Origin of the sequence: Pseudomonas sp. SWRI92, from assembly GCF_014268685.1 — a bacterium.
In the GTDB taxonomy this organism is placed as follows: domain Bacteria; phylum Pseudomonadota; class Gammaproteobacteria; order Pseudomonadales; family Pseudomonadaceae; genus Aquipseudomonas; species Aquipseudomonas marvdashtae.
This window is the reverse complement of sequence record NZ_JABWQY010000001.1, coordinates 86565-111112: the sequence shown is the minus strand read 5'-3', so window position 1 is coordinate 111112 and position 24548 is coordinate 86565. Positions and strand designations below refer to the sequence as shown.

At 61.1% G+C, this 24548-nt stretch carries 18 protein-coding genes; 7 read left to right on the top strand and 11 right to left on the bottom strand.

Annotated features, from left to right (window positions below):
- Positions 1 to 14: 14 nt before the first annotated feature.
- On the bottom strand, positions 15 to 578 hold the full coding sequence (locus HU762_RS00405) for a type III secretion protein (protein ID WP_186632899.1): 564 nt from the start codon (positions 576 to 578) through the stop codon (positions 15 to 17).
- 217 nt (positions 579 to 795) lie between these two features.
- On the opposite strand from HU762_RS00405, the gene HU762_RS00400 reads away from it, so the two are divergent.
- Positions 796 to 1578, top strand: a complete 783-nt coding sequence (locus HU762_RS00400) for a tetratricopeptide repeat protein (RefSeq protein WP_186631360.1) — start codon at positions 796 to 798, stop codon at positions 1576 to 1578.
- 11 nt (positions 1579 to 1589) lie between these two features.
- On the opposite strand, the gene HU762_RS00395 is transcribed toward HU762_RS00400, so the two are convergent.
- From HU762_RS00395 to HU762_RS00365, 7 genes are all read right to left on the bottom strand, one after another.
- Positions 1590 to 1997: a hypothetical protein gene (locus tag HU762_RS00395; RefSeq protein WP_186631357.1), complete on the bottom strand. Its 408-nt coding sequence runs from the start codon at positions 1995 to 1997 to the stop codon at positions 1590 to 1592.
- 13 nt (positions 1998 to 2010) lie between these two features.
- Positions 2011 to 3330 (bottom strand): type II and III secretion system protein family protein, encoded by a 1320-nt coding sequence (locus HU762_RS00390; RefSeq protein ID WP_186631354.1) that lies wholly within the window; start codon positions 3328 to 3330, stop codon positions 2011 to 2013.
- Entirely contained in the window at positions 3327 to 5468 is a 2142-nt protein-coding gene (gene sctV / locus HU762_RS00385; protein ID WP_186632896.1) for a type III secretion system export apparatus subunit SctV, read from the bottom strand. Before sctV ends, HU762_RS00390 begins: the two co-directional genes overlap by 4 nt.
- Positions 5468 to 5806 (bottom strand): type III secretion protein, encoded by a 339-nt coding sequence (locus tag HU762_RS00380; protein WP_186632893.1) that lies wholly within the window; start codon positions 5804 to 5806, stop codon positions 5468 to 5470. The genes sctV and HU762_RS00380 overlap by 1 nt, the downstream gene beginning before the upstream one ends.
- Before the next feature lie 11 nt (positions 5807 to 5817).
- The gene (locus tag HU762_RS00375; protein WP_186631351.1) at positions 5818 to 6177 is read right to left on the bottom strand and encodes a hypothetical protein; all 360 of its coding nucleotides are present in this window, start codon (positions 6175 to 6177) and stop codon (positions 5818 to 5820) included.
- Entirely contained in the window at positions 6174 to 7118 is a 945-nt protein-coding gene (locus HU762_RS00370; RefSeq protein WP_186631348.1) for an FHA domain-containing protein, read from the bottom strand. The genes HU762_RS00375 and HU762_RS00370 overlap by 4 nt, the downstream gene beginning before the upstream one ends.
- A gap of 119 nt (positions 7119 to 7237) precedes the next feature.
- Positions 7238 to 7402: a hypothetical protein gene (locus HU762_RS00365; protein WP_162835389.1), complete on the bottom strand. Its 165-nt coding sequence runs from the start codon at positions 7400 to 7402 to the stop codon at positions 7238 to 7240.
- A 674-nt stretch (positions 7403 to 8076) separates the two neighbouring features.
- On the opposite strand from HU762_RS00365, the gene HU762_RS00360 reads away from it, so the two are divergent.
- Positions 8077 to 11478, top strand: coding sequence for a type III effector HrpK domain-containing protein (locus tag HU762_RS00360; protein WP_186631345.1), 3402 nt, complete (start codon positions 8077 to 8079; stop codon positions 11476 to 11478).
- A gap of 115 nt (positions 11479 to 11593) precedes the next feature.
- Here the strand turns inward: HU762_RS00360 and HU762_RS00355 are convergent, their stop codons facing one another.
- Both HU762_RS00355 and HU762_RS00350 read right to left on the bottom strand, forming a co-directional pair.
- Positions 11594 to 15310 (bottom strand): ATP-binding protein, encoded by a 3717-nt coding sequence (locus tag HU762_RS00355; RefSeq protein WP_186631343.1) that lies wholly within the window; start codon positions 15308 to 15310, stop codon positions 11594 to 11596.
- 23 nt (positions 15311 to 15333) lie between these two features.
- Complete coding sequence (locus tag HU762_RS00350; RefSeq protein WP_186631340.1) at positions 15334 to 16410, bottom strand: ABC transporter substrate-binding protein; 1077 nt, start codon at positions 16408 to 16410, stop codon at positions 15334 to 15336.
- A gap of 221 nt (positions 16411 to 16631) precedes the next feature.
- Between HU762_RS00350 and HU762_RS00345 the strand changes: the two genes are divergently transcribed.
- From HU762_RS00345 to HU762_RS00335, 3 genes are all read left to right on the top strand, one after another.
- On the top strand, positions 16632 to 17156 hold the full coding sequence (locus HU762_RS00345) for a transporter suffix domain-containing protein (protein ID WP_186631337.1): 525 nt from the start codon (positions 16632 to 16634) through the stop codon (positions 17154 to 17156).
- A gap of 70 nt (positions 17157 to 17226) precedes the next feature.
- A complete protein-coding gene (locus tag HU762_RS00340; RefSeq protein ID WP_186631334.1) occupies positions 17227 to 18348 on the top strand; it encodes an HlyD family secretion protein in 1122 nt (373 codons plus the stop codon).
- Positions 18338 to 19378, top strand: coding sequence for a DUF2955 domain-containing protein (locus HU762_RS00335; protein WP_186631331.1), 1041 nt, complete (start codon positions 18338 to 18340; stop codon positions 19376 to 19378). The genes HU762_RS00340 and HU762_RS00335 overlap by 11 nt, the downstream gene beginning before the upstream one ends.
- Here the strand turns inward: HU762_RS00335 and HU762_RS00330 are convergent.
- The gene (locus tag HU762_RS00330; RefSeq protein ID WP_225923557.1) at positions 19375 to 20697 is read right to left on the bottom strand and encodes an APC family permease; all 1323 of its coding nucleotides are present in this window, start codon (positions 20695 to 20697) and stop codon (positions 19375 to 19377) included. The two genes, HU762_RS00335 and HU762_RS00330, sit on opposite strands and share 4 nt — an antisense overlap.
- 488 nt (positions 20698 to 21185) lie before the next feature.
- Between HU762_RS00330 and HU762_RS00325 the strand changes: the two genes are divergently transcribed.
- Together HU762_RS00325 and HU762_RS00320 are read left to right on the top strand one after the other, a co-directional pair.
- On the top strand, positions 21186 to 23348 hold the full coding sequence (locus tag HU762_RS00325) for a methyl-accepting chemotaxis protein (protein ID WP_186631328.1): 2163 nt from the start codon (positions 21186 to 21188) through the stop codon (positions 23346 to 23348).
- Positions 23349 to 23568: 220 nt separating this feature from the next.
- Positions 23569 to 24492, top strand: a complete 924-nt coding sequence (locus tag HU762_RS00320) for a universal stress protein (RefSeq protein WP_186631325.1) — start codon at positions 23569 to 23571, stop codon at positions 24490 to 24492.
- Positions 24493 to 24548 lie beyond the last annotated feature (56 nt).

The window sequence follows — 24548 nt, the reverse complement described above, 5'->3', positions numbered from 1 at the left end:
TTGCTTGTCGGGTTTCAGTGGCTGGCTTCAAGGGTCACCACGCCCCCACGAAATACGCGCACACCGCGCTCACGCGCGACGGGCGCAGTGACGGGGCGTTGCTGGTGGTCGACATGCTGCTGGACCATGCCCAGGTACGCCGGTGGTCCCGAGACGAACAGCTCATCGCCATCGGGGCCCGCACGGGACGACAGCTGCTTGCCGTGGACGTCCAGGCTGCCCAGGTAATCTTCAAGCTGCTCAAGGTCGTGCCCCTGAGCCTTGAACAGGCGCGTGGCGTTTTCCGCATCGGCGCTCAGGTACAGAATGTTGCCGTCGAAGTACCAGCTCAGGCCGTTGACGTTGCACAGCTGCGTCAGGAAATCCCCCGCCGACTCGCCACGAACCTTGCTGCGAGACTTGCCACGAACCTTGTCCGACATGACCACGACCAGCCCCAGGTTGTGGCCGAACTCTTCGAGTGCGGCGCGCACATCCTGCTCGACCAGCACGTAGGCATACGGCTCGGCGAACCACTGCGGCGCATCGCCGGCCGGCGCGTCTGCGGCGCGTATGCCGGTCGAGGCCAGAACCGTCATCAGTGCCGAGAAAAACCATTTTTTGAATGAAGGATTACCCATGACGGCGTCCCCCACGGGTGCCGACGGTGGAACGGGAAACACCGCGCACATAACGTTCGCTATTGCGCTTCAACTCGATAAAATGAGGCTCGCGTCGGGTGAGCCGTTTCGGTTGACCGGCCCCCGCAGCTGATCGAGCAATTGCCCCGCTGTCCTCGACCCAAGAGTCTTTCCCATGCCCAGTCGCTTCGCCCCCACGTTGATCTTGCTTGGCAGCGTCACGCTCGTATCCTGCAGCACCCCGTCCGCCTCCGACGGCAGTTACGAACGCTTCATGGGCCTGGCAGCCGACCTGCAACAACGCGGCGACACCGTGACCGCCGCCGGGCTTTATGAAAAGGCCACGCAGCTGCCGCAGGCGCAACTCGAGGCCTGGCTCAAACTGGGCGAAACACGATTGGCCAACGGTGACGCACGAGGCTCCGAGCGCGCCTATCAACAAGCGCTGGAACGCCAACCGGACAGCGCAGCCGCCTTGCTGGGCCTGGGCAGCGCACAACTGCGCCAAGGTAAGCTGGACCGCGCGGTGACGGTGCTGACCCAGGCCAGTGCGCAACCCGATCAACCCGAAGCGTTCAACCGGCTGGGCATCGCGCAGATTCTGCGGGGTCGACCCGACGCGGCCCAGGCGGCGTTCAACCAAAGCCTCACGATGGCGCCCAACGACCTCGACACCCGTTGCAACCTCGCCCTGGCCTACGCCCTGGGGGGCAAATCGCAACGGGCGCTGGACACTATCCATACCGTCGTCGAGTCCGCACGGGCCCTGCCCCGTCACCAACGCAACGCGCTGTTGATCAGCGTGCTCGCCGGCCGCGAACAGGACATCCGCACCCTGGGCCTTGACGACATTTCCAACGCGCAACGCGAGAAGCTGTTGGCTGAAGCGCGACGCATCAAGGCCATGGAAGACCCGCAAGCCCAGGCGCGCGAATTGGGGCTGGTCGATACTCACTAGGGCAAGGACAGTCATTGGCGCTCCTGCTTGTCGGCCCTTGCCTGCTGCTCGGATTGGCGCCGGCGCAGCTCCTCGCGGTCATAACCATCAATGTAGACCTGCGCCGCGCGCCCCACCGGCGCGGCCATGGTCGGACCGGTCGCCCTGCCCTGGAACAAATCCGAACGCTGCTCGACCATCTGCAAAAGCGTAAGGTTGTTGGCGCAGCCGGGTGGCAATAACGGCACGTGCGTTTCTTCATCGTCGCCCAACTGATCCTCGACCGAAGGCTTCAAGCATTCCACCGGCACCAGTTCGACCCGGCCGTCGGCGCGGGTCAGCGCCTGGTAATCCGGCGAGTAGCTCGCGGGTGTCAGCTGGGTCTTGCAACCCGCCAGCAGCGTCAGCGCCAGGCCAATCAGCAGCAGTACACGATTCATGGTTGCTCCCTGTTCAATTCATGTAGAAGCCGAACATCCCGCCGTTGCGCGGCCCCGCCGATGCCGTGGTGGTGTCCGCAGGTCGAGTGTCGAGTGGCGTGGCAAGGGTTCGCGCACGTACCGGCTGTACCAGATACGGCGTGATCAGAATCACCAGTTCGGTTTCATTGCGCTGAAAGCGCTTGGAGCGAAACAGATTGCCGAGGATCGGCATGTCGCCAAGCATTGGTACTTTCTCTACGTCCTGGCTGCTTTCGCGCTGGAACAGCCCGGCGATCGCGAAGGTCTGGCCGCTGCCGACCTCAACCCGCGTATCGGCACGCCGCACCCTGAACGACGGCACTTGATAACCGCCCACCCTGACCGTACTGGAGGCCATCAGACTGCTCACTTCAGGACGCACCTGCAGGGCGATTCGGTCGTTGGGCAGGACCGTCGGGCTGAACAGCAGCGACACGCCGTATTGCTTGTATTCGATGCCGACCAGATCGCGGTTTACCGGCACCGGCACGGCGACTTCACCCCCGGCAAGGAAACTCGCGGTCTGGCCGGTCATGGCCGTGATGTTCGGCTCGGCAAGGATCTCGAGGATGCCGTTGCTTTGCAGCGCCTCAAGCATCGCGTCGATATTCACATTGCCCGACGTCAGCCCGGCGCTGATCACGTTGGAGCCACCACTGGCCGCCTCTGCCGCCAACGCGCCGCCCGTGAGCAGGCCGAATGAGAACGTGCCGTTGTTGAACAATGCGTTCCAGTTGACGCCGTAGCGCAGCAGTTCGGAGCGCGACACCTCGGCAAACCGCACGCGGATGTTGACCTGCGCCGAGCCCTCGTATGACGCACCGTTGATTGCGCTCTTGAAATCCTGGCCTTCGGTACTCAGCAGCGCGTTCAAGTCGGTGGCCTCGCCCACACTCTTGACGCTGCCTTTGGCCACGACTCGATTACCGGTTGCCGATATCTGCGCGCTGCTGCCTGGATGCAGCGCCTTTAGCGGGCGACTGATGGCCTGGGTACCGCTGCTGACGGACAGGCTCAACGCCGCCAGTTGCTCGCCATCAGGGCTTAGGGCGATCAGGCTGGTCTGCCCGGGGGCTTTGCCAAACACGTAAATCAACCCGGGTGACACCACCTGCAAATCGGCAATACCGGGGTCTGCGACGAGCACCGAGTCAACCGGTGCCGTGAAGCTCAAGATGCGCCCTTCGCCGGACGCCAGGTCAAGGTTGCCGGTACTGCCTTCGGCGATGGTCTGCGCACAGGCGATCACGGGCAGCGCCAACGCTGCAACGGCGGCTATCCAGAAGCCACGAAACTGCACAAAACACGTCATGAGGCGCTCGCCATCTGAGTAATCGGGACGCCGCTGGCTGGGCGTCGATGAGTGATTTCGTTCAGGCTGATGGTGCCGAGTGCTTGCAGGTTGTACTCGCCGGCCAGCTCGCGAAACGACAGGACCGCCAGTTCCAGATCGCCGCGCACCACCAGGCGACGCATGCCACGCCGCAATTCGGGATGCACCAGCAATACCGTCTGGCCTTCCTCAGGCAAGCGCTCACAGGCGTGACGCATTTGCGTCAGCAGCGCGCGGTTGGTGTGTTCGGGCAATGAATCGCCAGGGTTCTCCAGACGCCGCGTGCTCGTGCGCAATTGTTCTTCCAGGCCCGGGGTGAGCACGAAGGCGCTGATGACCCGGTTGCGGTCGGCGAACTGGTGGCTGATCTGGCGGGCCAGTGCGGCGCGCAGTTGTTCGGCCAGACCCGGTGCATCGGTTTGCCGTGCGCCCCATTCGACCATTGCCTCGAGCAATGCGCGTTGATTGCGGATCGAGACACCTTCAGCGACCAGCAAGCGCAGGGCCTCGGCGATGCGTTGCAACGGCACGATGCGCAGCACTTCCTTGACTAACTCGCTGTAGAGGCCTTCCATGCGCTCGAGGATCGCTCGGGTCTCCTGGATCCCGAGAAAATCCGCTGCGTAACGGCGCACCGTGCGCTCGACCATGGCGCGCAGCACCTCGTCAGGCAGCATGAAACCGATGCCGGCCTCTTGCAGGCTGTCCTGATGATGCCGTTCTAGCCAATGCGCCGGCCGCTGGCTGAGGGGCGAATCGTGCTCCAGCAGCGCAATGTCGAGCAAGTGCGCATGCACCGGATCGTCCTTGAGCAACAAGCAATCGGGGGGCAAGTCGCCTTCGCTGACCGGCACGCCCTCCAGCTCAATGACAAAGCGGTTGGCCGCCATCGACGGATCGATATACAGGTCGGGCACGGGCACTTCGATTCCCAGGTCAGCGCGAATGTCATGACACAAGGCTTCAAGTCGCTGGCGCAGCGGCAGCTCCGGCGCCGCCTGGCCCAACGCCGAGCCCATGCTGAGCAACAGCCGGCTGTCCAGCGGCTTGCCAAGCAGCTGGGATGGTTCGGGCACGGGTGCTTGATCGTCAGCCGCTTCGCTGACAGCTTCAACGGCAAGCACCTCGACCACCCGGCCACGGCGGTACATGACGAATGCCGCGCCTCCAAGCACCGCTGCCAGGCCAATGAAAACCAGCGCCGGGAAACCTGGCAGCAGCGCAACGCCCAGCAGGATCAACGCCGTCAACCCCAGCGCCATGTGACTGGCGCCCAGTTGCTGCAGAATTTCCGTGCCGAGGTTTCCGCTGGCGTTGTCGCTGTTGACGCGGGTGACCACCGTCCCCGCCGCCACTGAAATCAACAACGCCGGAATCTGCGCGATCAGCCCGTCGCCCACCGTCAGCAGCGAGTAGGTATGCGCCGCGTCGCCGAATGACATATCCCGCTCGAGCATGCCAATCAGCATGCCACCCAGCAGATTGACCGAAAGAATCACCAGCCCGGCGATCGCATCGCCTTTGACGAATTTCATTGCGCCGTCCATGGCGCCGAACATCTGGCTTTCGCGCTCAAGTCGCGAGCGACGGCGACGGGCCTCGGGCTGATCGATGTCGCCGTTACGCAGGTCGTTATCGATGCTCATTTGCTTGCCCGGCATCGCGTCCAGGGTAAAGCGCGCCGCGACCTCGGCGACGCGCTCGGCGCCTTTGGTGATCACCACGAACTGCGCCACCGTGATGATCAAGAACACCACCAGGCCCACCACCACCTGGCCTGCGATGACAAAATCGCCGAAGGCCTTGACGATGTGGCCGGCGTTGCCATCCAGCAGAATCAAACGCGTGGTGGTGATTGACAAGGACAGGCGAAACAGCGTGCTGAGCAGGATCAGCGGTGGCAGCGCGGAGAACTCCACCGAGTGCGAAATATAAAACGCGACGATCAGGATCAGGATGCTCAGCGCAATGTTCATGCCGATCAGCGCGTCGACCAGCCAAGTGGGCAGAGGGATGATCATCATCACGATGGCCATCAGCATGAACGCAACAATGACCACGTCGCTGCGCGTGGCGGCGACGCGTGCCAGGGCATTCAGGTGGTTCATGACCCGCATCATCGAGCGGCCCTGCGGGCGGTCACATAGCGTTTGAAGCACTGGCGCGCCTCTTCCTTCCGGGCGGCGCCCCACAACGCGCGGCTGCGTAGCAACAACGCGCCCGGCGATTCGCCTTCGGCCGCCACCAACCGGTCCAACGCATTTAATGCGCGGGCCGGCTGGGCGCTGTCGGTGAAGGCCATCGCCAGGCCACGCAGCAAGATGGGATCACGCGGCGCCAGATGCACCGCAATCAACAGCATCACCAAGCCTTTTTGCGGTTGGCCGCCACGGCGATAGAGCTCGCCCATGGCCTTGAGCAACTCGACGGCGTCCTGCTCTTGGCGGCTGAGCATTTCGTGGCGCATCAGGCCTGCACCTCGGCGCGCTGTTGCTCCAGGCTGCGGCGCATGTCGATTTCCTCGCTGATCAGTTCATGGGCCAGGGTCTTCACCTCCGTCTCTGCGTCCAGGCCCGGCAGGACGTTGTGCAGGACGTATTCGAGAATCTCCAGGGAACGAGTGCTGCCGAAAAGCTGCGCAGCGATACCGTCGACACTTGAAGACTGCTCGACGTCGCCGCGCAATGAGCGACGCGCCAGGACTTCACGCTTGCTCAGGACCGTTTCGAAACGCGCGCCCTGACGCACGTTCGCCGGTTGGACAGGGTCGGTCGCAGGGGTTTTCCCGGTAGTGGTCGGCAGCAGCGGACGCGGATCGATTTTCATAGGGTGAAGGTGAACCGTTCTTCGCCCCGGGCGAGAATCACTTGGTCGTTTTCGATGCGCTCCAACGTCCAGTCATCGGCCAGGGCGGCGCCTGGGTACAAGCGCTTGCCACTCTCATTGACGACATAAGGATTAGTGCCGAACCAGACTGCCTGGAAACGTACCCGTGGCGTGGCGACTTCGGCGCGAGGAGCGACATCTGCATGCAGCACCACTTGTTGGCCAAAGCGGCCGTCATAGGCTTGTTGCACGCGAATCCACTGGCTTTTCTGCGCGGGATCGTAGCGGCCCTGCACGTTGAGCTGGCCATCGGATTCGCTGACGTTTATCTGATTCAAACGGGCTGCCGCCAGCTGTTGCTCAAGCCAGGTCGCGGCTTGCGCTGCCGTTGCGGTGCTCGGGTGATTTGCATCGACGGGCGCACTCAGTTGGCTGCGCGTCGTCGGCTCCATGGGTGAAACGGGTTCACCGCGAAAGGCAAACGCGCCGAGGCATAAAAACATCAACAGCAACGCGATGATCCATTGCGGCGCCCGCCGCGATGAGCGCATGACGTGGTCCGCAGGCTCGGATTGATTGCAGGCATTGTTCAGGGTCAAGCGAGCATCGCCAATGCGCACAGACAGCGGAAACCCCGTGCGATGGCCGCTGCCGATGGGAATCCTGAGCGTCTGGGCATCAGGCCCGATGACGATGACATCGCCGCCAAGGGCTTCGACCGCCACTCGGCCGTTAGCGAAACGCAGGGCCATGTGCCGCTCAGCAATGCCGGCGTCACTGAGCAACAGATCAGCGCTACCGGCACTGCCAATAATGTAGGTGGCTTTGTCGAGGGAGAGCGTTACCCCTTGATGCAGGCCATGGGTGATGCTGAGCAGTGGAACGCTCTTTCCCGCAGCCGATGAACCAGGCGCCGGGGTCAGGGAAATCAGGGCTGTCATATCGGGTTACCCGAGTGGTGCGCGCAGGCAAGGGCGAGTCAGACACCGAAAAGCGTAGAGTGAAATGCAGCGTAAGGGCCAGGTAGGCGAGCAGCCTTGCGGCTGCCCGCGCAGCGACGTCAGTTCTGCGGACGTTGCTTGGTCGCATCGAGCTCAGCTTTTTTGGCTGTGGTCAGCTCGGTGATCTTTGCCGACTTCTCGATAGCCATGTTGAACGTGGCTTCCATTTTTGCGATTGCGGCATCTGCGCCGCCGCCGGAGCTTGCTGGAGGGACTTCACTCATGTTGGATCTCCTTGCTTTAGATGGGATGTCTTCAGCCGCAACGCGGCGTGTTCATACTTCAGGCATCACAGTAAGGAAGCTTTATTACAATTAAACTTCAGCTCACCGCCCTGCACGAACCGATACTACGCAGATGAAACTATTCAAGGCTGTGAAAACTTGTGAAACCTCGCACCCACAACTAACAGACAGCTGCGCAATATCATTTAGCCTTCACCCAACAACTATTTGCAAAATATAATTCAAAACATTTCCCTTGATGCTGTCAGGAACTTTATTTTTATTAGTGGTCGCTGCCACTCAGTACTGGCTCCTCAATATCAGTGAATATGCTTTCGCCTCTAAGCCTCAAGCTAGAGCTTGATTTTAAGGAAAGCAACGTTGTGAAACGTTGTGAAACCTCCGGACGCCTCCTCTCCTTTGCGCATCATTCTGATAATGTCCCCGTCTCACCGAAGTTCAGCTTCGGTCGCTGCGACGATCAACTTTGCCGAAAAAATCAAACGATCAGAAGACTGAAGCGCGCCGCCTAAGACATACCACTCTCAGGACTAATATGTGCGCCACGTCACATTACTCATTGTGCGTCACTGATATTTAACACAGCGAATAAACAGCTAATCAGCAGTGTTCATAGTGACAGCCTTGATACTCATCGATACAGGAGCCCGACTATGTCTCTCACCGTGACGGATGTGACAAAAACCCCGGATAAAAACCAATCCGAATCCCAGTGGGACGGCTCGGTTCAGCGCGCCAAGGCCAAGGAAGCCGGTATCGAATGGCTACTGTCCGAGAACGATCATCGCTCGACGCAAGAGATCATCGACGGCAGTCCATTGCTCAAGAATCTGGGCAATCAGGCTGGCGTGAAAGATAAGCTCAAGGAGCGAGTGGGCGACTTCGAAACCGACCGTGACGCGGCCTATCGCGCAACGCAGGTGCTCGAACACATCGAGCAGTTGGACGAAGGCGGTAACCGCGTGGCCAGTAAAGATGTCAACAACGGCCGAGTGGACGGTTTCACCAGCCGCAGGGAGGCGCGGCACGGTACCGAAGCCGGGCGCCTGCAGGATTTCGGCAAGTATGGCTTCGATAACCTCGAGGGCCAGCTCAAGAACGTCGACGCGGTGGCCGATGACCCGGCCGTGCGTGAAAAGGCCGATGCACGGGGCATCCAATGGGAAAGGCCGGAAAATGACCAACGTTCCGCGCGGGAGATCATCGACGACAGCCCTTTATTGAAGAACCTCGGCAACCAAAGTGGCGTGAAAGACATGCTCAAGGAGCAGGTCGGCGACTTCGAGAATGACCCGGACGCCGCCTATCGCGCCAAGCAGGTGCTGGACCACATTGTGCGGTTTGACGCGAACGGCGAACGCCTGGCGGGCAAGGATGTAAACAATGACCGCGTCGATGGCTTCACCAAAAGCGGCGAGGCCAAACACGGCACTGAAGCGGGTCGCCTGCAGGATTTCGGCAAGGGCGGCTTCGACAGCCTCAATGGCAAACTTGAAACTGCCGCCAACGTTGGCAGCGATCCCAAGGCTCGCGAGGCAGGTGAAAAAGCCGGCATCGTCTGGGAGCTTCCGGAGGGCGACGAGCGCTCTGCCAGCGATATCATCGACGCCAATCCCCTGCTTAAAAACCTCGGTAACCAGAGCGGCGTAAAAGATGCCCTCAAGGAACGTGTCGGCGACTTCGAGAATGACCCGGACGCCGCGTTCCGGGCCAGCCAGGTGCTTGATCGCGTGGTTGGCTACGATGAGAGCGGCAAGGTTCTCAGCGGCGGCGACGTAGCCAACAGCAGTGTCGACGGCTTCACCAAAAGCGGCGAAGCCAAACACGGCACCGAGGCAGGACGTTTGCAGGATTTCGGCAAGTTCGGCTTCGAGTCACTGCCCAAGGCCCAGGCCAGCGAGGATATCGCCAGCTACAAGGACTTCCTCAAAGCCAAACCCGACGCCGACGCTGGCTCCAAACAAATCGCCCAGTACGCCGCCATCCTGGAGCAGAAGTACGACTCGATTCGCGGCAAGACCGGCGCCGACAGCACATTGACCGAACAGAACATCAGCGACTACAAAGACGCCAACCCCCAGCTCAGCGCCAAGGAGAAGGAAGCGCTGGAGTTCTGGTCCCAGCCGGGTGCGTTCAACATGCTCGACGCCGCCAGCAATCCACTGGCCAATAGCGCCGACGGCAAGGTCAGCAAGGCCGACATCCAAACCTGGCTGAAGAACACCGCCCCGGCGGATGCCCCTGGGCTGACCAGCATGCTGTCGAGCGTGGTATCGGGCAACGTGACCGACAATGTCGACACCAGCAAGCTGGGCCCAGATGTCTTCAAGCACCCCGAAAAATACACGGCAGAGCAAAAAGCCGCTGTGCTGATGGACCTGCAGAATGCGCAAAAACTGGTGGTCGACGGCGCCACCGCCGGGATGTGGGGCGACGACTACGGCAAGGTAGCCATTGCCAACGGCTCCGGCGCGTTCTGGGAACCGGACAAGGTGCTGCAGGATATCAACGACCACATCGCCATCCTCCAGAAGGACAAGCCTACGGCTGAGTTTCTCCAGACCCGTGGCGATGAAGCCATGAAGGAGCTGTTTGATGACAGCCCGGAGCTCAAGGCAGCGGCGACCAAAACCTACGAGGACCAGATCAAATCCGGCAAGGCACTGGACAAAGCCTGGGACGCCGCTACCAAGGACGGCAAGGTTGATCAACCCAAGGCGCTGGCGGATTTCTATGCCACTGCGCGCAGTCTCCAGACGATGTTGGGCATCGACAAGGCCGACGAGATCCAGGCAGGCGTAGGCAAGTCCTCCCACAGTGAAGAATTCAAGGCCTACTACAAAGACACGCTGGCCTCGGGCGATCGTCTGCGCGAGCTGCTCAAGACCGAAACGCCGGAAGCGGCTGCCGGCGCTTTCAGCATGGAAGTTGCGCTCTACAACGGCGCGTTGGACCCGGAGTTCACCGGCACGCTCGACAAGCAGCTGAACGACAACTTCTCCAGCATCGTCCAGGAGAACGCCTTCAAGGGCGCAACCTTCGATGACCTGAAAGCGGCCTACGGCAAGGATGGCGGCGCGGAGCTCGACGAAGGAAAAGTGCGCAAGCTGATTGACGAGATACGTCGCGAATCACCCGAACTGCTGATGAACAAAGACGGCACCATGACCACAACCGACCAGATCCTGGCGGGTTTTCGCGGCAACTGGGACATGTTCCGCCAGGGCATCAAGTCCCTGGACAGCATGAACGCCCTGGCTAAATTCGATATCAGCGGCGAGGGCAAAGGTGCGTACAGCAGCGGTGTCCTGCACGGGGTAAGTGGCCTGTTTCTGGCTGGCGTGACGATTGCCCGTGGCGTACAGGGCGCAGGCAAGCTGACCGAAAGGAACATGGTCGATATTGCCACCGGCTCAGTCATGACCGCCACCGTGCTCACCGAAGGCGGCACCAAGGCTTACAAGGAGTATCTGGATACCGCGATCAAGAACGGAGAACAGTCGATCGACGACATGCGGACCGGCAAGCTACCCAGCGATTTGCTTCAGCAGCTCAAGGACAACGTCAAGGACGGCAAGAACGCCAAGATCATTGCCAACAGATTCGAAGACAGCGCAAAAGGCCTGGGTGGGCTGGCAGGTATGGCGATGGGCGCCTACGGGATCTTTGACGGCGTGCAGGCGATTCGTCGCGGCGACAAGCTGACCGGTGGTTTCGGCATCACGGCCAGCGCGCTGGGTGCCTTGGCCGGTGCGGCGTCAGCCGTAGAGGGCGGCCTTGGGTTGCTCAGCGCCAGCCTGCCACGGCTGATCCCTTACATGTCCGGTATAGCCGGTGCAGCCGGGGTCTTGGGTGTCCTTGCCGGGGGCGTCGCCGTGCTCGCCGCGCTGATCCCCGGGTTGGTCAGGGAGGGGCAGCAACAGGCCAAGGCCGATGACTTCGCCCAAGTGCTCGGCGGCTCGATCGAGCGCTACGGCATCGACGGTGTCAAAGAAGGCACGATCAGCGACATCCCGACGAAAGATTGGCCGGGCGGCGAAGAATCGATGTCCTGACATCAATCGACGACCGTGGGCGGCAGCGCAACATTCCTCGCGTTGCCGCCTGCGCTGTCTATTTGATGAGCCAGGCCTGGTCAATCCAGTAGAAAATCTGCCGCTTCGGTGCTCATCACTTACCCAGCGGCGCATCAAGAGGAACATCGAGGGTAAAGGTCGCGCCCTGTCCAGTCCCGTCGCTGTGCACGCTCAAGCTGCCACCCATTTCCTGCGCGGCCAGCGCGCAGCTGTGCAGGCCGAAACCGTGACCGTCTTTGCGCGTAGTGAAACCATGGGAAAAGATCCGCGTCAGGTGCTCAGGCGCGATCCCATTGCCGTTGTCAGCCACCGTGATACGCAACACTGGCCCGTCAGTGAGAGCGGCGCTGAACGTGATGCACGGGCTGCGATCGATCACACCGCCCAAGGCCTGTTTGGCATTACGGATCAGGTTCACCAGAATCAACAACATCCGGTGCCGGTCCAGCGACAGCAGGGGCAAGTCGGCAACTTCCTTGACCACCGCCACCCCCTGGCGCTCCAGTGATCCGGCACTCATGCGCAAGGCATCATCGATCAACTCTGCGACCGGCACGGTCTCGACCACACTGACAGCAACGGCATAGGACTGTTGGGCAGCGACAATGGTTTTGATGTGGTCAATGCCCTTGGTGAGCTGTCCAAGCTCTTCGATGATGCCCTGTTGCTCTGCCGTCACCACCTCCGCCAGCTTGCGCAGGTAGTCAGGCAGCATCTTTCCTTTGTGGTCTTTGGTGAGAAAGTCGCTCAGGTCATGAATATGTTCGTTCATCAGTTGGGCCACCTTGCCCAGCCCCTGGGCTTTGGAGGTGCGCATCAGGCTGCTGACCAGTTCTGCCGAGACGTTCACGCTGTTCAGAACGTTGCCGACGTTGTGCAGCACAGTGGTGGCGATTTCGGCCATGCCCGCCTGGCGGGATTTTGCCTGCAGTTCGGCTTGCACCTGGCTCATGCGTAGCGCCGCGCGTATGCGCGCCTTGAGCTCCAGTGGCGAGAACGGCTTGGCGATGTAATCATCGGCGCCACTCTCCAGCCCGGAGACGCAGGCCTCGGCGCCGCCGCGAGCGGTCAACAGGATTACCGGCAAATGGGCGAAACCGGCGCTGGCTTTGATCCTGGCGGTCAGGCCGAAGCCGTCGAGCTTCGGCATCATCACATCCGAGAGGACGACATCAATGGGGCGACGCTGCAGGAGTGCCCACGCCTGCTCTCCATCCGTTGCGGTGGCGACGATGTAGTCGTTTTGCAAAAGTTCGCCCAGGTAGCTGAGCATTTCCGGGCTGTCGTCTACCACCAGCACTCTGGAATGCGAAGCGCGTTCCGGGTGTTGCCCATCCGGGACTTCCATTGAAGCTCGGTCATCGCCACTGCCATGACGCCCGTCATCGAAACGCAGGTGGCGCTGCTCGGCTGTACTCGCTGTACTCAATGACGATCGCTCATGCATCGTACTGGCTTCGGCCGGCAAGATGTTTTGCTCAGCCCCCAGCGGAAGCCGGACAAAGAAGCACGAACCCCGTCCGGGCTCGCTGTTGACGCCAACTTCGCCCCCCATCAGTTCGACCAGGTCCTTGACCAGGGCGAGACCAATGCCTGTGCCGCTGTAGTGACGCGTAGCGGAGTTGTCGATCTGGGAAAAACGCTGGAACAACAACGGCAGTTTGTCAGGCGCAATACCAATGCCCGAGTCCTGCACCGCTAGTTCAAATCGCTCGCCATCAAGGGGCGTCACTGTCAGGTGCACGGTGCCGCCGGCGGGCGTGAACTTGATGGCATTGCTCACAAGGTTAAGAAGAATCTTCTCGAAGTGCCGGGGGTCCAGGAACACCGTGCCGAGCGCGGGATCGATGCTGCAGGTCAAGGTGCAGCCTTTACCCTCGGCGACCATGGCGGCATCCTCGGCCAGCACACCCACCATCTTGTTCAAGTCGATGGGCGCCGGACACAACTCAAACTTGCCCGCTTCGGCCTTGGAAAAATCGAGGATGTCGTTCACCCGGTTCATCAAGCGCAGCGCATTGCGTTGGGCGCGTTCGACTTGCGCATGCCAGTCCGCCGGCGGGATGGCCGCCGCCGAGAGCTGCTCCAGGGGGGCGAGAATGAGGGTCAAGGGGGTGCGCAGTTCATGGCTGACCGTGGCAACGAAATCGCTTTTTGCCTGGTTAGCCGTCTCGGCCTGGTTGCGCGCCTGTATGAGTTCGATGGCTTGCGCCTCGAGCACTTCGGTCTGGTGGTGCAGCGTGTCGGTCCGTTCGGCGACCATTCTCTCCAAGGAGGCCTGGACTTGCTGTCGTTCGGCCTCGGCCTCAGCCTCCAGCACCCGGATGCGCAGGGCATTTTCCTGGAACACCCGTACGGCGCGGGTCATGATTCCAATTTCGTCGCCGCGTCCGGCCCTGGCGATCTCGGCGTTCAGGTCGCCAGCCGCAAGCCGGCGCATGACCGAGGCCAGGGCCACGATCGGCTGCGCGACGAATCGCGACGTGCTCCAGGCGATGGCGCCCGCCAGGAGGATGGCGACGGTACCGGCAACTATCGTCGCGAGCATGCCGCGATCATTGTGGACCAAGGCGTCGGAGCGCGCTTCACCCGCGAAGCGCGCCACCAACAGGCCGGCGCTTCGAGCCTCGTTGCGAACCTGGTCACGCGCGCCGCTCAAGGCGTTGCTCGCTTGATGGAACCTGGCGAATGCCGCCCGGTACCCGGCAATCTGATCGGTGACCGTCAGGGATGTAGCCCTGCTTTGCAGCCCTGCTGACGATGGAAGAACGCGGGATAGACGGGAAAGTTCGTCCAGGATGGCACCGACCGAATTGGCGATCTCGGCCGAAGGAGACAGGCGAAACGACAAGGTCTGCGCTTCCAGGGTGGCCACACGCTCGGCGAAACGCTTGGACAACGCGGCTGCATTTTGCAGCAAACCGGTGGCTGCCTGAATGTCGCTGGCGTCATGGGCAACCTGCCCATCCGTGTCACCCAACATTATCTCGAGGCGCTCGGCCATATCCCCGACGGCAGCGAGATGCCGTAGAGCCTCGCCTCCCCGAAGCTTGGGCGCCTCGCCAAGGTGCTCGACCGACAAGCTGGCAGCAGCGAGCGCCGTCGCCAACTGCTCCAGGGCCTCTCTCTCCTGTGGCGCCCCCATCACCTCGCGCAATTGTTCGACCACGGGCTGGAGTGCCGCGCAGGCGTTGCGCGCCGCAGTCGCCGATGCCTCATCACCGCTCGCCAGCATCTTGGCCACATTGGCGGTGATGATACGTTCGCCGTTACGCAGGATATCCAGGATGCGATGGGCGCTTTCGATGTTGCTCACCCGCGCTTCGTGATCATCGGCGCGGGAATCGAGCCCCTTCAGCCCATCGGCAATGCCCTGTTCAACGAGGATCGTCGCCTCTCGCATCCGGCCGTAGTGAGCCGTCATGTTCTCCGTTTCGCCATCCATGGCCAGGCTCGCCGCGCCCAAGGTGGCGATCGCCGCGGCGAGCCTTTCCAGACTGCCCTTGAGCGATTGCGCCTCGGCCACCGGAATGGCGGTGAGGCCGGCGATAGCTGTCGCCACCATGCCTTCGGCCTGGGACAGGCTTTCCTGGTCGCGGGTGGCAATGAAGTTTTCTACCCGTCCGGTGGCCCCGTTTACCGAGGCCAGGATTTCCGCGGAATGGCTGGCGGAATCCACCGCACGGACCATGCCGCGCAAGCCGTAGAGGTTCACCAGCGACACCGTCAGCATCAGGAACACCAGCGCGGCGACCGCCAGGCCGATCCTGACGGCGATGGGCCTGTCCGTGGTGGGTTTGAATGTCAACATGGCGCCTCGTACCCTGCCCGCCACTACTGCTTCGTCACCTCGGGCAAAGACGTCGGCGTATTGTTGTTGGCCGCCTCGATCATCGCCACGACGGAAGCCTGGTCATAGGAAGGATTGGCGGCGCCGCCCACCGGCATGGTGGCGAGCCAGGCGTCCAGGTCTTTCGCATCGATACGCACCAACGGCACTTCGACGAACTTCGGTACTTGCTTGCCCGCCAGAATCTGCTGGGCCACCCAGAACCCCACTTGGGAGACGCTTGGGGAGGCGGAAACAGAGACGGTCTCGTAGCCATTGGCGTCGCGCTCCTGTTTCCACAGGGCGAGTTCGTCCTGACGGTTGCCCATCACGATGATCGGCAAAGGGCGTCCCGCCGCCTTGAACGCCATGGCCGCGCCATAACCATCGCCCCCTTGAGTTGCGACGGCATCAATATTGGGCAGCGACGGCAGCGCCAGCGCCACTTCCTTGCGTGCCACGGAAGACGTCCAGTTCCCATAGACGGTCTTGGCGAATTTCAGGCCCGGATAGTCGCTGGCGGCCTTGCGAATGCCGTCGCTGATGTTTTTATCGGTGGCATCGCCGGCAATGCCGCGGATCTCCAGCAGCGTTCCGTTCCCCTTGAGGCGCTCGGCGATGTAGTCGATTTCCACGCGGCCCATGGCGGACCAGTTGTAGTCCACGGTATAGACGCAGGGTTCGGTGACCAGGCTGGCCATGACAACCACTACGATGCCGGCGTTGCAAGCGTCGCGGATCACCCCGTTGAGGGCCGTGTCGGACGCGGCCAGGATGACGATGGCGTTGACGCCGTTGACGATCATGTCCTGGATATGCGCCGCTTGTTCCGACGCTGAATTATTGGCGCTGACCACCGGAGCCTCGCGGATCAAGCCATCCTTTTGCGCCTGGGCCGCAATCTCCTGCCAGTTGCGCACCATCACTTTGCGAAAGTCGCTGCCCGCGTAGGAATTGCTGAAGGCGATGCTATGACTGGCGGTAGGGCCGTCGGCAGCTCGGGCCGGACCGGCGGCGATCATCGCCAGTCCGGTCAAGCAGCCGGCGATGCCCCACAAGACGTTGATCGATTTAGTGTTCATGCCATTCTCACGTGCTGCAGTGGCCGTGAGCATAGTCCCAAGGTGCCCGCTTCGCTCGGGGCCTGGACGAAGTAATGGGCGAACGGGCTGATTGCTCTCAGCGGCGCCTTACAGACTCGCATCCTGCGGGGTGCCGCCAGTCAACGCATTGGCCGTCCAGCTGCTAAGCTTTGTTTCGCTCCAGACCATAACCAATAAAAACTCCAAGAAGGTAACGCAGCATGGCCACGGTACAGCCCCCGGCAACGTCAAGTTCTGCGAAATGGCGCTTCAAGACAGGCATCGCCATTCTTTGCCTGATGCTCGCGTTGTGGTTGTTGGTGCCGCTGGCAGCGGCTGCGGATGTACCCCGCTCCACCATCGCGGCGATCACCGGCGCGCTGTTCATCATCAACAAGGTGCTGTTGCTGCTGGTCATCGCAGTGATGGGCAAGGCAGGTTTTCAGGAGCTCAAGCAGAAGGTGTTCGGCTATGTGTCGGGCCTTGTGCCCAGCGCTGAGCAGGAGGTAAGCACCACCCGCCACCGTATTGGCCTGGTGATGTTCTGCCTGCCGTTGGTGTGCTCGTTTCTTGAACCTTATGTCGATGCCCTCGCACCCGGTCTACGTCCTAATAGCTGGGCGTTGCAATTGCTTGCCGATGCACTGTTGGTCGGCAGCTTCTTCGTCCTGGGCGGCAATTTCTGGGAGAAACTGCGCGCCCTGTTTATCCGCTCCGCACGGGTCACCACCGCCGACGCGATCTGAGACAACGTCCGGATCGCCGCCCCGGCGCTCTATCAGTTTTCTTCAATGGCCATGACTTGCAGGTGCCGATATGCCCGATTCGCCCCGTTCCGTCGAGCCTGAGTTACACACTGAACCGCTTCCTGAAAAGCCTGTACCCGCCAATCCGCTACGGCGCATTGCGCTGGGCGTTGCGGTGTTGATCGCCGTGCTGTTCATCCTCTCCATTTTCATGGAGCGCCGCACGCCCTCGACGTCGCAAGCCGTGGTGCAAGCCTATGTGGTGGAAATGGCTGCAGAAGTGGGTGGCCGTGTGACGGAAATAGCGGTGCTGGACAATGCCCGGGTGAAGGCCGGCCAGGTGCTGTTTCGTATCGACCCGCAACCCTACAGACTTGTCGTCAGCGAGGCTGAAGCGCGGCTGGAGGAAACCGGCCAGGCAGTGGGTGCGAGCACCGCCTCGGTGGATGCCGCCCAGGCGCAGCTGGTGTCGGCGCGAGCGCAGCGCGACAACATACGCGAGCAAGCCCGACGGGTGAATCAACTGGTCGAGCGTGGCGTGTTCGCCGCCGCCCGCCAGGATGAAGCGAAAGCCTCGTTGGGCTCCGCCGAGGCGGCCGTGAGCAAAGCCCAGGCCGACCTGGAACGGGCGCGCCAGCAACTCGGGCCCAAAGGCAACGACAACCCGCAATTCAAGCAAGCCCTGGCCTCGCTGGAAAAAGCCCGACTCGACTTGGTGCGTACCGAAGTCATCGCACCCGCCGATGGCGTGATCACCCATCTCCAGCTCGCCGTGGGCCAGGTCGTCAGCGCCGGCCAACCGGCACTGACCTTCATCGACAGAGGCACCGTATGGGTGTCTGCCGCCTTCAAGGAAAACAGCCTGGAGCATGTGCAGGCCGACGACCCGGCAGAGCTGGTCTTCGATGTATTGCCGGGCCGCGTGTTCAAAGGCCGGGTTGAAAGCGTCGGCTGGGGTGTCGCGCAACAGGGCAGCAACAACTCGGCCCTGCCCTCGGTGCGCAACCAGAGTGGTTGGGTGCGTGACCCTCAGCGCTTTCCGGTACGCCTGATCGTGGAGGAACCACACCCGGTTGGCCCGCGTTACGGCTCACAGGTGAGCGTGGTGATCTATACCGATGACAATCCCATGACTAACGCGCTGGGGGCATTCATGACACGCTTGGGCGCCTGGCTGAACTATGTCAACTGAAGGGCAAGCTGCCCAGGAGCGGCTGCGGATCAAACGCCAGGGACTGCGCGTCGCCCTGGCAGTGACCGTGGGCTTGTGCACGGGTCTGGTCCTGGGCGATATCTTGCCGTTTCTCGCGCCCTTGTTCGCCATCCAGTTCCTCTTGGCCAGCCGCCGCGCGCCAGCGCTGTCCCAAGGGTTGATGACGTTGCTGGTAAGTATGCTGACCGGCGCGCTGCTGGTATTTGCCACCGGCTTGCTCGGTGAGCGGCCTTGGGTGCTGCTGCCGCTGTTGTGGCTGTTTTATTTCGCCTGTTTTATCGCCCAAGGCCAACAACTGGGCGGCGCGGGACCGGCGCTGATGCTGGTCATTGCGATTGTGGTGCCGATGCTCGATATCGTGCAGCCCGACCTGGGCGAATCTATCGTACTAGTGCTGGTGAAGGCGGTCGGCCTGGGTTTGCTGCTGACCTGGGGCGCCCATGCGCTGCTGCCTGACCCTGCAGGTGAATATGCCGACCAGGCACTCGCCCAGCCGCACGAGCTGACGCTGGTGATTCGCCAGGCCTTGGCCAGCGCGGCGATCCTGCTGGCGATGGTTGCGCTGTGCCTGAGCGACCCACGGCTGGCCACGGCGATAGTCGTGCCCATTACGGTGGCCTCGCTGCTTAGCCAGTTCTCCCTGGGCATGAGCAGCCGCACCGCCCTCGGCTTGGTGTTGGTCAACCTGCTAGGCGGGCTGGCGGCGTCCGTGGCCTTCACGCTGTTTGAACTTCGCCCGACCCTGTGGCTGGTGGCGCTGGTCCTGTTGCTGGTAAGCCTGCTGTTTGCCGGCAAAGCCGCCATCGGCAACGCCACTGGCAAGATATTCGGCGGTGGGCTAATCACCTTCCTTATCCTGTTCGGGCTCGGTGTATCGCCATTGCCGACAGAAACGCCCCAGCTGTTTTCCACCCGTATCGCCTACGTGCTGTTTGCGGTGGTCTATGCCATCGGCCTGGCCGCGCTGCTGTGGCCAAGCACGCGCGCTCTGCAACGCCTTCCCGGCTAGTTCGGTTTTACGGCAACAGGCGCGGTCATTCGAGCAAAGACATACAGCAGCATCCCCACCAGGATAAGTGCCGCGCCTCGTAGCCAAGTGCCCAAGTCTTGCTGACTCAGCAATACGAGACAAGACACGATAGCCAGCAAGGGTACCCAGGTGGGAATTCGAAAATGCTCCTGCCCAACCTTGTCCTTGCGTAACACCAACACGGCCATGTTGGTGCTGAGGAAAACGAACAACAAAAGCAGGACCACGGTTTGCGCCAACGTCGCCAGAGTCCCCGTCAGCGTCAGTGCGATAGCTACGAGCGTCGTTGCGATAATGGCCGCCCATGGAGTGCGCCTATGTGGCAGCACCCTTCCCAAGACATCTGGCAATAGCCCTAGATTGGCCATTCCATAAGTGAGTCGACTGGCCATGATCATGGTGAGCAGCGCCCCATTGGCAACCGCGATGAGGGCGATAAACGCGAATAGACGAGGCGAGATGTCAAGCCCGGAGGCCCGAACCACCTCGAGTAACGGGGCTGAGGTGGCGAGCAGTTTCTCCGTCGCCAATACTGAAGAAGCGGCGATCCCAACGGCCATGTAAACGACGCCCGCTGTCATCAGCGCGGCAAACAAGGCCCGTGGGTATACCTTGCGAACATCCTTGATCTCTTCCGCGAGATTGGCGGAAGTCTCAAAACCCACGAACGAATAGAATGCGAGCAACGCAGCTCCCAACACGGCGAGCATTGGACTGACCCCAGGCTTGAATTCCAGCGACCTCCCCAGTTCGGCTTCGCCAGAGCTGAAAAAATAACCCGCAGCGACGATGACCAATATCAACCCGGACAGCTCGATCACGGTCATCACCAGATTCGCCCCCAGGGATTCCTTGATTCCTCGCGCATTCAAAAGCGCAATCGCCAACAAGAAGACCAGAGCCGCAACGTGGGGCGATACTTCAATGAACGCTGCAAGGTAATCCCCTGCGAAGGCCAGTGAGAGGCCAGCAGCACTTGTGACCGCCGCGGCGAGCATGCAAAAACCCACCAGGAAAGATATCAGCGGTGACTTGAAAGCCTTTTCGGCAAACACGGACGCTGCGCCCGCGTGAGGATATTTCGAGACCAGTTCGGCATACGAACCTGCCGTCAGCATTGCGAAGAACAACGCGATCAACAACGGCACCCAGATCGCGCCGCCGACCTCTCCGGCGATGGTACCCGCAAGCGCGTAAACGCCAGCGCCCAGTACATCGCCAAGTATGAATAGAAACAGCATCGGCCCCGTGACAGCGCGACGCAAAGAGGTCTTGGAGGGTGACGTGTCTACTTTCATCGAAGGCTCTGCCGAGTGATGTTATTTCGCACATACATCCGAGCGCCATGCCTTCGCACAACGTCTGAGCAGTGGAAAAATCCGCGGGGTAAAAGTTCACTTAATTGCCGATGGAGGTGGGGTGCAGGGACCTATTGGAAAGACAAGGCAGCGGATAACGCCGCTAAAACCTGTACGAAAAAGATACCAAAGTACAATTTATTGATGCCGTTGCGCCATCAACAATCCACTCCTACGTGCCTGATCCGCCCGTTCATAGATGCCCGGATATTCACCGGGTCGCTCCTGCAGTTCGAATCAAAATCAAAGAACGTGGAAAGGACCTCCCGCCAGAGCCAGAAAAATAACGTCGCTACATCCTCCAGCTCAGCCATTTGCACTGGACATATCGGGTTCGAAGCAACCCAACGTTATTGGCCGAACCGTGCAAAACACAAGGGCTGTCGCCGTAATCCTCGGCGCGCCCAAAGATCGGGCTGGGAGGCTTTATGAAACTCAAATCGCTGCAAGTAAGAATCTGCATGACAGCGGGCATCTGCCTGTTTGTTTCATCATTCAGCCTGGTGCTCTACGGGCTCTTTTCCGCCAAGTCCAACGAGCAATACGTAGCGGCCGAGGTCTCTGCCTTGGTTGAGCGCGCAACTATCCGGGAGATCCAGAACCTGGCGGAGTCCCGCGCCAATGCCATCCAAGCCAAATTGCAAAATGCCCTGGACGCTGCGCGTACCATGGCCAACACTTTTGCCGCGAGCAAAGCCTCGCAAAGCCCTCTGGTGATGGGCCGAGAGCAGATCAACACCGTACTGCTCGGGGTGCTCAAGGATAACCCTGATTTCAACGGGACCTATTCCTGCTGGGAACCAGATGCACTGGACGGGCAGGACCTTGCGTTTCGCGCGACCCAGGATGGGAGCAATCCGTCGACGGGCCGCTTTACGCCCTATTGGACCCGTAGCGCGGGTGGCCACATAGCGGTGCAACCGCTGGTTGAGTATGACTCCTCGGACCGCCACCCCAACGGCGTGCCTAAAGGCGGTTGGTACAGCGGCCCCCGTGACACTCTGAAAGAAAGCGTGCTAGACCCCATTCCCTACGTGGTCCAGGGAAAAAATGTCTGGCTGACCACCCTGTCGGTCCCTATCGTCGCCAACGGCAAATTCCAGGGCGTGGTCGGGGCCGACTTCGATATTGCCTTTATCCAGAAACTCAGCGAGCAAATGTCCGCCGACCTTTACGGCGGCAAAGGCTCGGTATCGATCCTCAGCAACCAGGGCTTGGTAGTGGCGGACAGTCAGCGCACTGACTTGATTGGCCAACCCATCAAGGCGTTGTTGCCTGAGTCTTGGGAAACGGTGCTGAGCACCATCCAGAGCGGGCGCGGTAACGGCTTGCTCAATGCGCAAACCCAACAAATCGAAGTCTTGATGCCCATTGAGCTTGGCCGTACCGGCAAACCCTGGGCAGTGCTGATTCGTTTGCCCAAGGCCGTGGTCATGAGCCAGGCCATCGCCCTGGAGCAAGAGCTGCAGGCCCGCAGTATCAACAACAGCATCTGGCAGGTCTCTGTCGGTCTGGGCATCTCACTACTGGCCTTGGTCGCGTTGTGGTTCGCTGCCGCGAAAATTGTCGGCCCAATCCGCGATGCCGCTGCCTTGGCGGCCAACATCAGCCTGGGGGACTTCTCGCGGCGTCTGGTGCAGGAAACCGAAGATGAGGTGGGACAATTGTCCGCGGCGTTGAACGACATGTCCGAAAGCCTGCAACGGCAAGTACGAGTCGCCGAGCGCATTTCCGAAGGTGACCTGGATCTGGAGGTCCGGTTGTCCTCGCCCCACGATACCCTGGGCAAATCGCTGGAAAAAATGGTCAGTAACCTCAACCAACTGATCTCACAGGTACAGTCCAGCGCAACCCAGATCACCGGCAGCTCAGGACAGGTCACCGATCTCAGCCAGTCGCTGTCTGACGGCGCGGCGAACTCCGCGTCGTCCATTACCGAAATCAGCGCGGTCATGACCCAAATGGCCGCTCAAACCCGAGACAACGCCGCCAACGCCAAGAAAGCGGATGAGCAATCCCAGGCATCACGGGCCGATGCGGGAGAAAGCGATCAATTGATGGGCGAGTTGATAGCCGCCATGGCCGAGATTGACGACTCGGGCAAAGACATCACGGCGATCATCACCACCATCGACAACATCGCCGCGCAAACCAACTTGCTGGCCTTGAACGCCGCCATCGAGGCCGCTCGAGCGGGTGAGCTGGGACGGGGGTTTGCCGTCGTGGCGGACGAAGTCCGCAGCCTGGCGGCGCGCAGTGCCGAGGCCGCCCAGCAAACCGCCGCGCTGATTTCCGACTCCTCGAGCAAGACGCAGCGCGGCATGGTCATCGCTAGCCGCACCGCCGAATCGTTGAAAAATATCGTCAATGGAACTGGCGCAGTGTCCAACTTGGTGTCGCTGATCTACCAGGCCTCCAGCGAACAGGCCTCCGGATTGCAGCAAGCGAGCATCGGGCTTGAGCAAATCGACGAAGTGACGCAGAAAAATCAATCAAACTCGCTGGAGTGCGCGGTGGCGGCCAAGGATCTGTCGGAGCGGGCCGCGCTCATGCAGCGGGAGTTGGGCAGGTTCAAGGTCAAACGGTCATAGGGGGACGAGGTTGGCTCCGGGGCGGCCCATGGAGCTCGGGGGGAGCAATCCTGACCCAACATAGCGCTATTGACCAAGAACGCAGGCTTTTCATGAAGGTGATGGAAGGGTGCTTGATGTAGATCAATTGACCAACGCCGATGGCGATCATCATCCCGACAGACACATGCCGGGAAAAGGTCGCCCGGTGCCCAGTAAGTCCTAGTCCGGGAGGTTTGCCATGTCTACTCAATCACGCTTGATGCTAGTCGTCTCGCCGCTGATGGAACACAATCCGGCGTTCGACCGGGCGGCCGCACTGGCCAAGGCCGAAGGCACCGCGCTGCACATTGTCGCTTTTGACTACCTGGAAGGCCTCGCCACGGCCAGCCTGGTCAACGAGCAGGCGTTGGAGCAGATGCGTCTGGGCTACGTTGAACGCCACCGGGACTGGCTGGAGGAGAAAGCCAGGCCCCTGCGCAAGCTCGGTATAGAGGTCACGACGGAAGTGGCGTGGGTGGAGCGCCCCCTGCAGGAAATCCTGGTCCATCTCAAAGAAGCGCCGATGGAAGCACTGATCAAGACGGTGGATCCTGAATCCTGGATCTCGCGCCTCATGTTTACCCCCCTGGACGTGCGCCTGCTGCGCGAATGCGAGGTGCCGCTGCACTTCGTCAACAAAGTGGCCCATGCGCGCCCGCGCAAGATCGTGGCCGCTATAGACCCTTTTCACCGCGACGGTCGCTACGAAGGCCTCAACGACCGGATCCTGGCCGAAGCCAACAAGCTGGCTGCCAGCTGCGATGCGGAACTTGAAGTCATCTACGCCTACGACCTTTCCTCCATCACCGCCGCCGAATACGGTTTTGGCAACGGTTCGACCTTTTTCTCCTCGACACTGGCCCGACAACTCTACGAATCCCAAGGCGCAGCCTTTGACGCATTGGTCGAACGCAACGGGATCGCACCGCAACAACGGCGAATGATCATGGGCGACCCAACCAAGGTTCTAGTCAACTACGCGGCCTCCCATGATATCGACGTCATTGTCATGGGCCGGGTGCGCTACAGCGGTCTGGACAAGCTGATCGGCAGCACGGTTGAGGGCCTGTTGTACAAAATGCCGTGCAGCTTATGGGTGATTGCGCCGCAACAGATCGACTAATCGCGCACTGGTCGCTAACCGCCTGGGCGATTCAAGGCTTCAAGTTCCATGGGAAA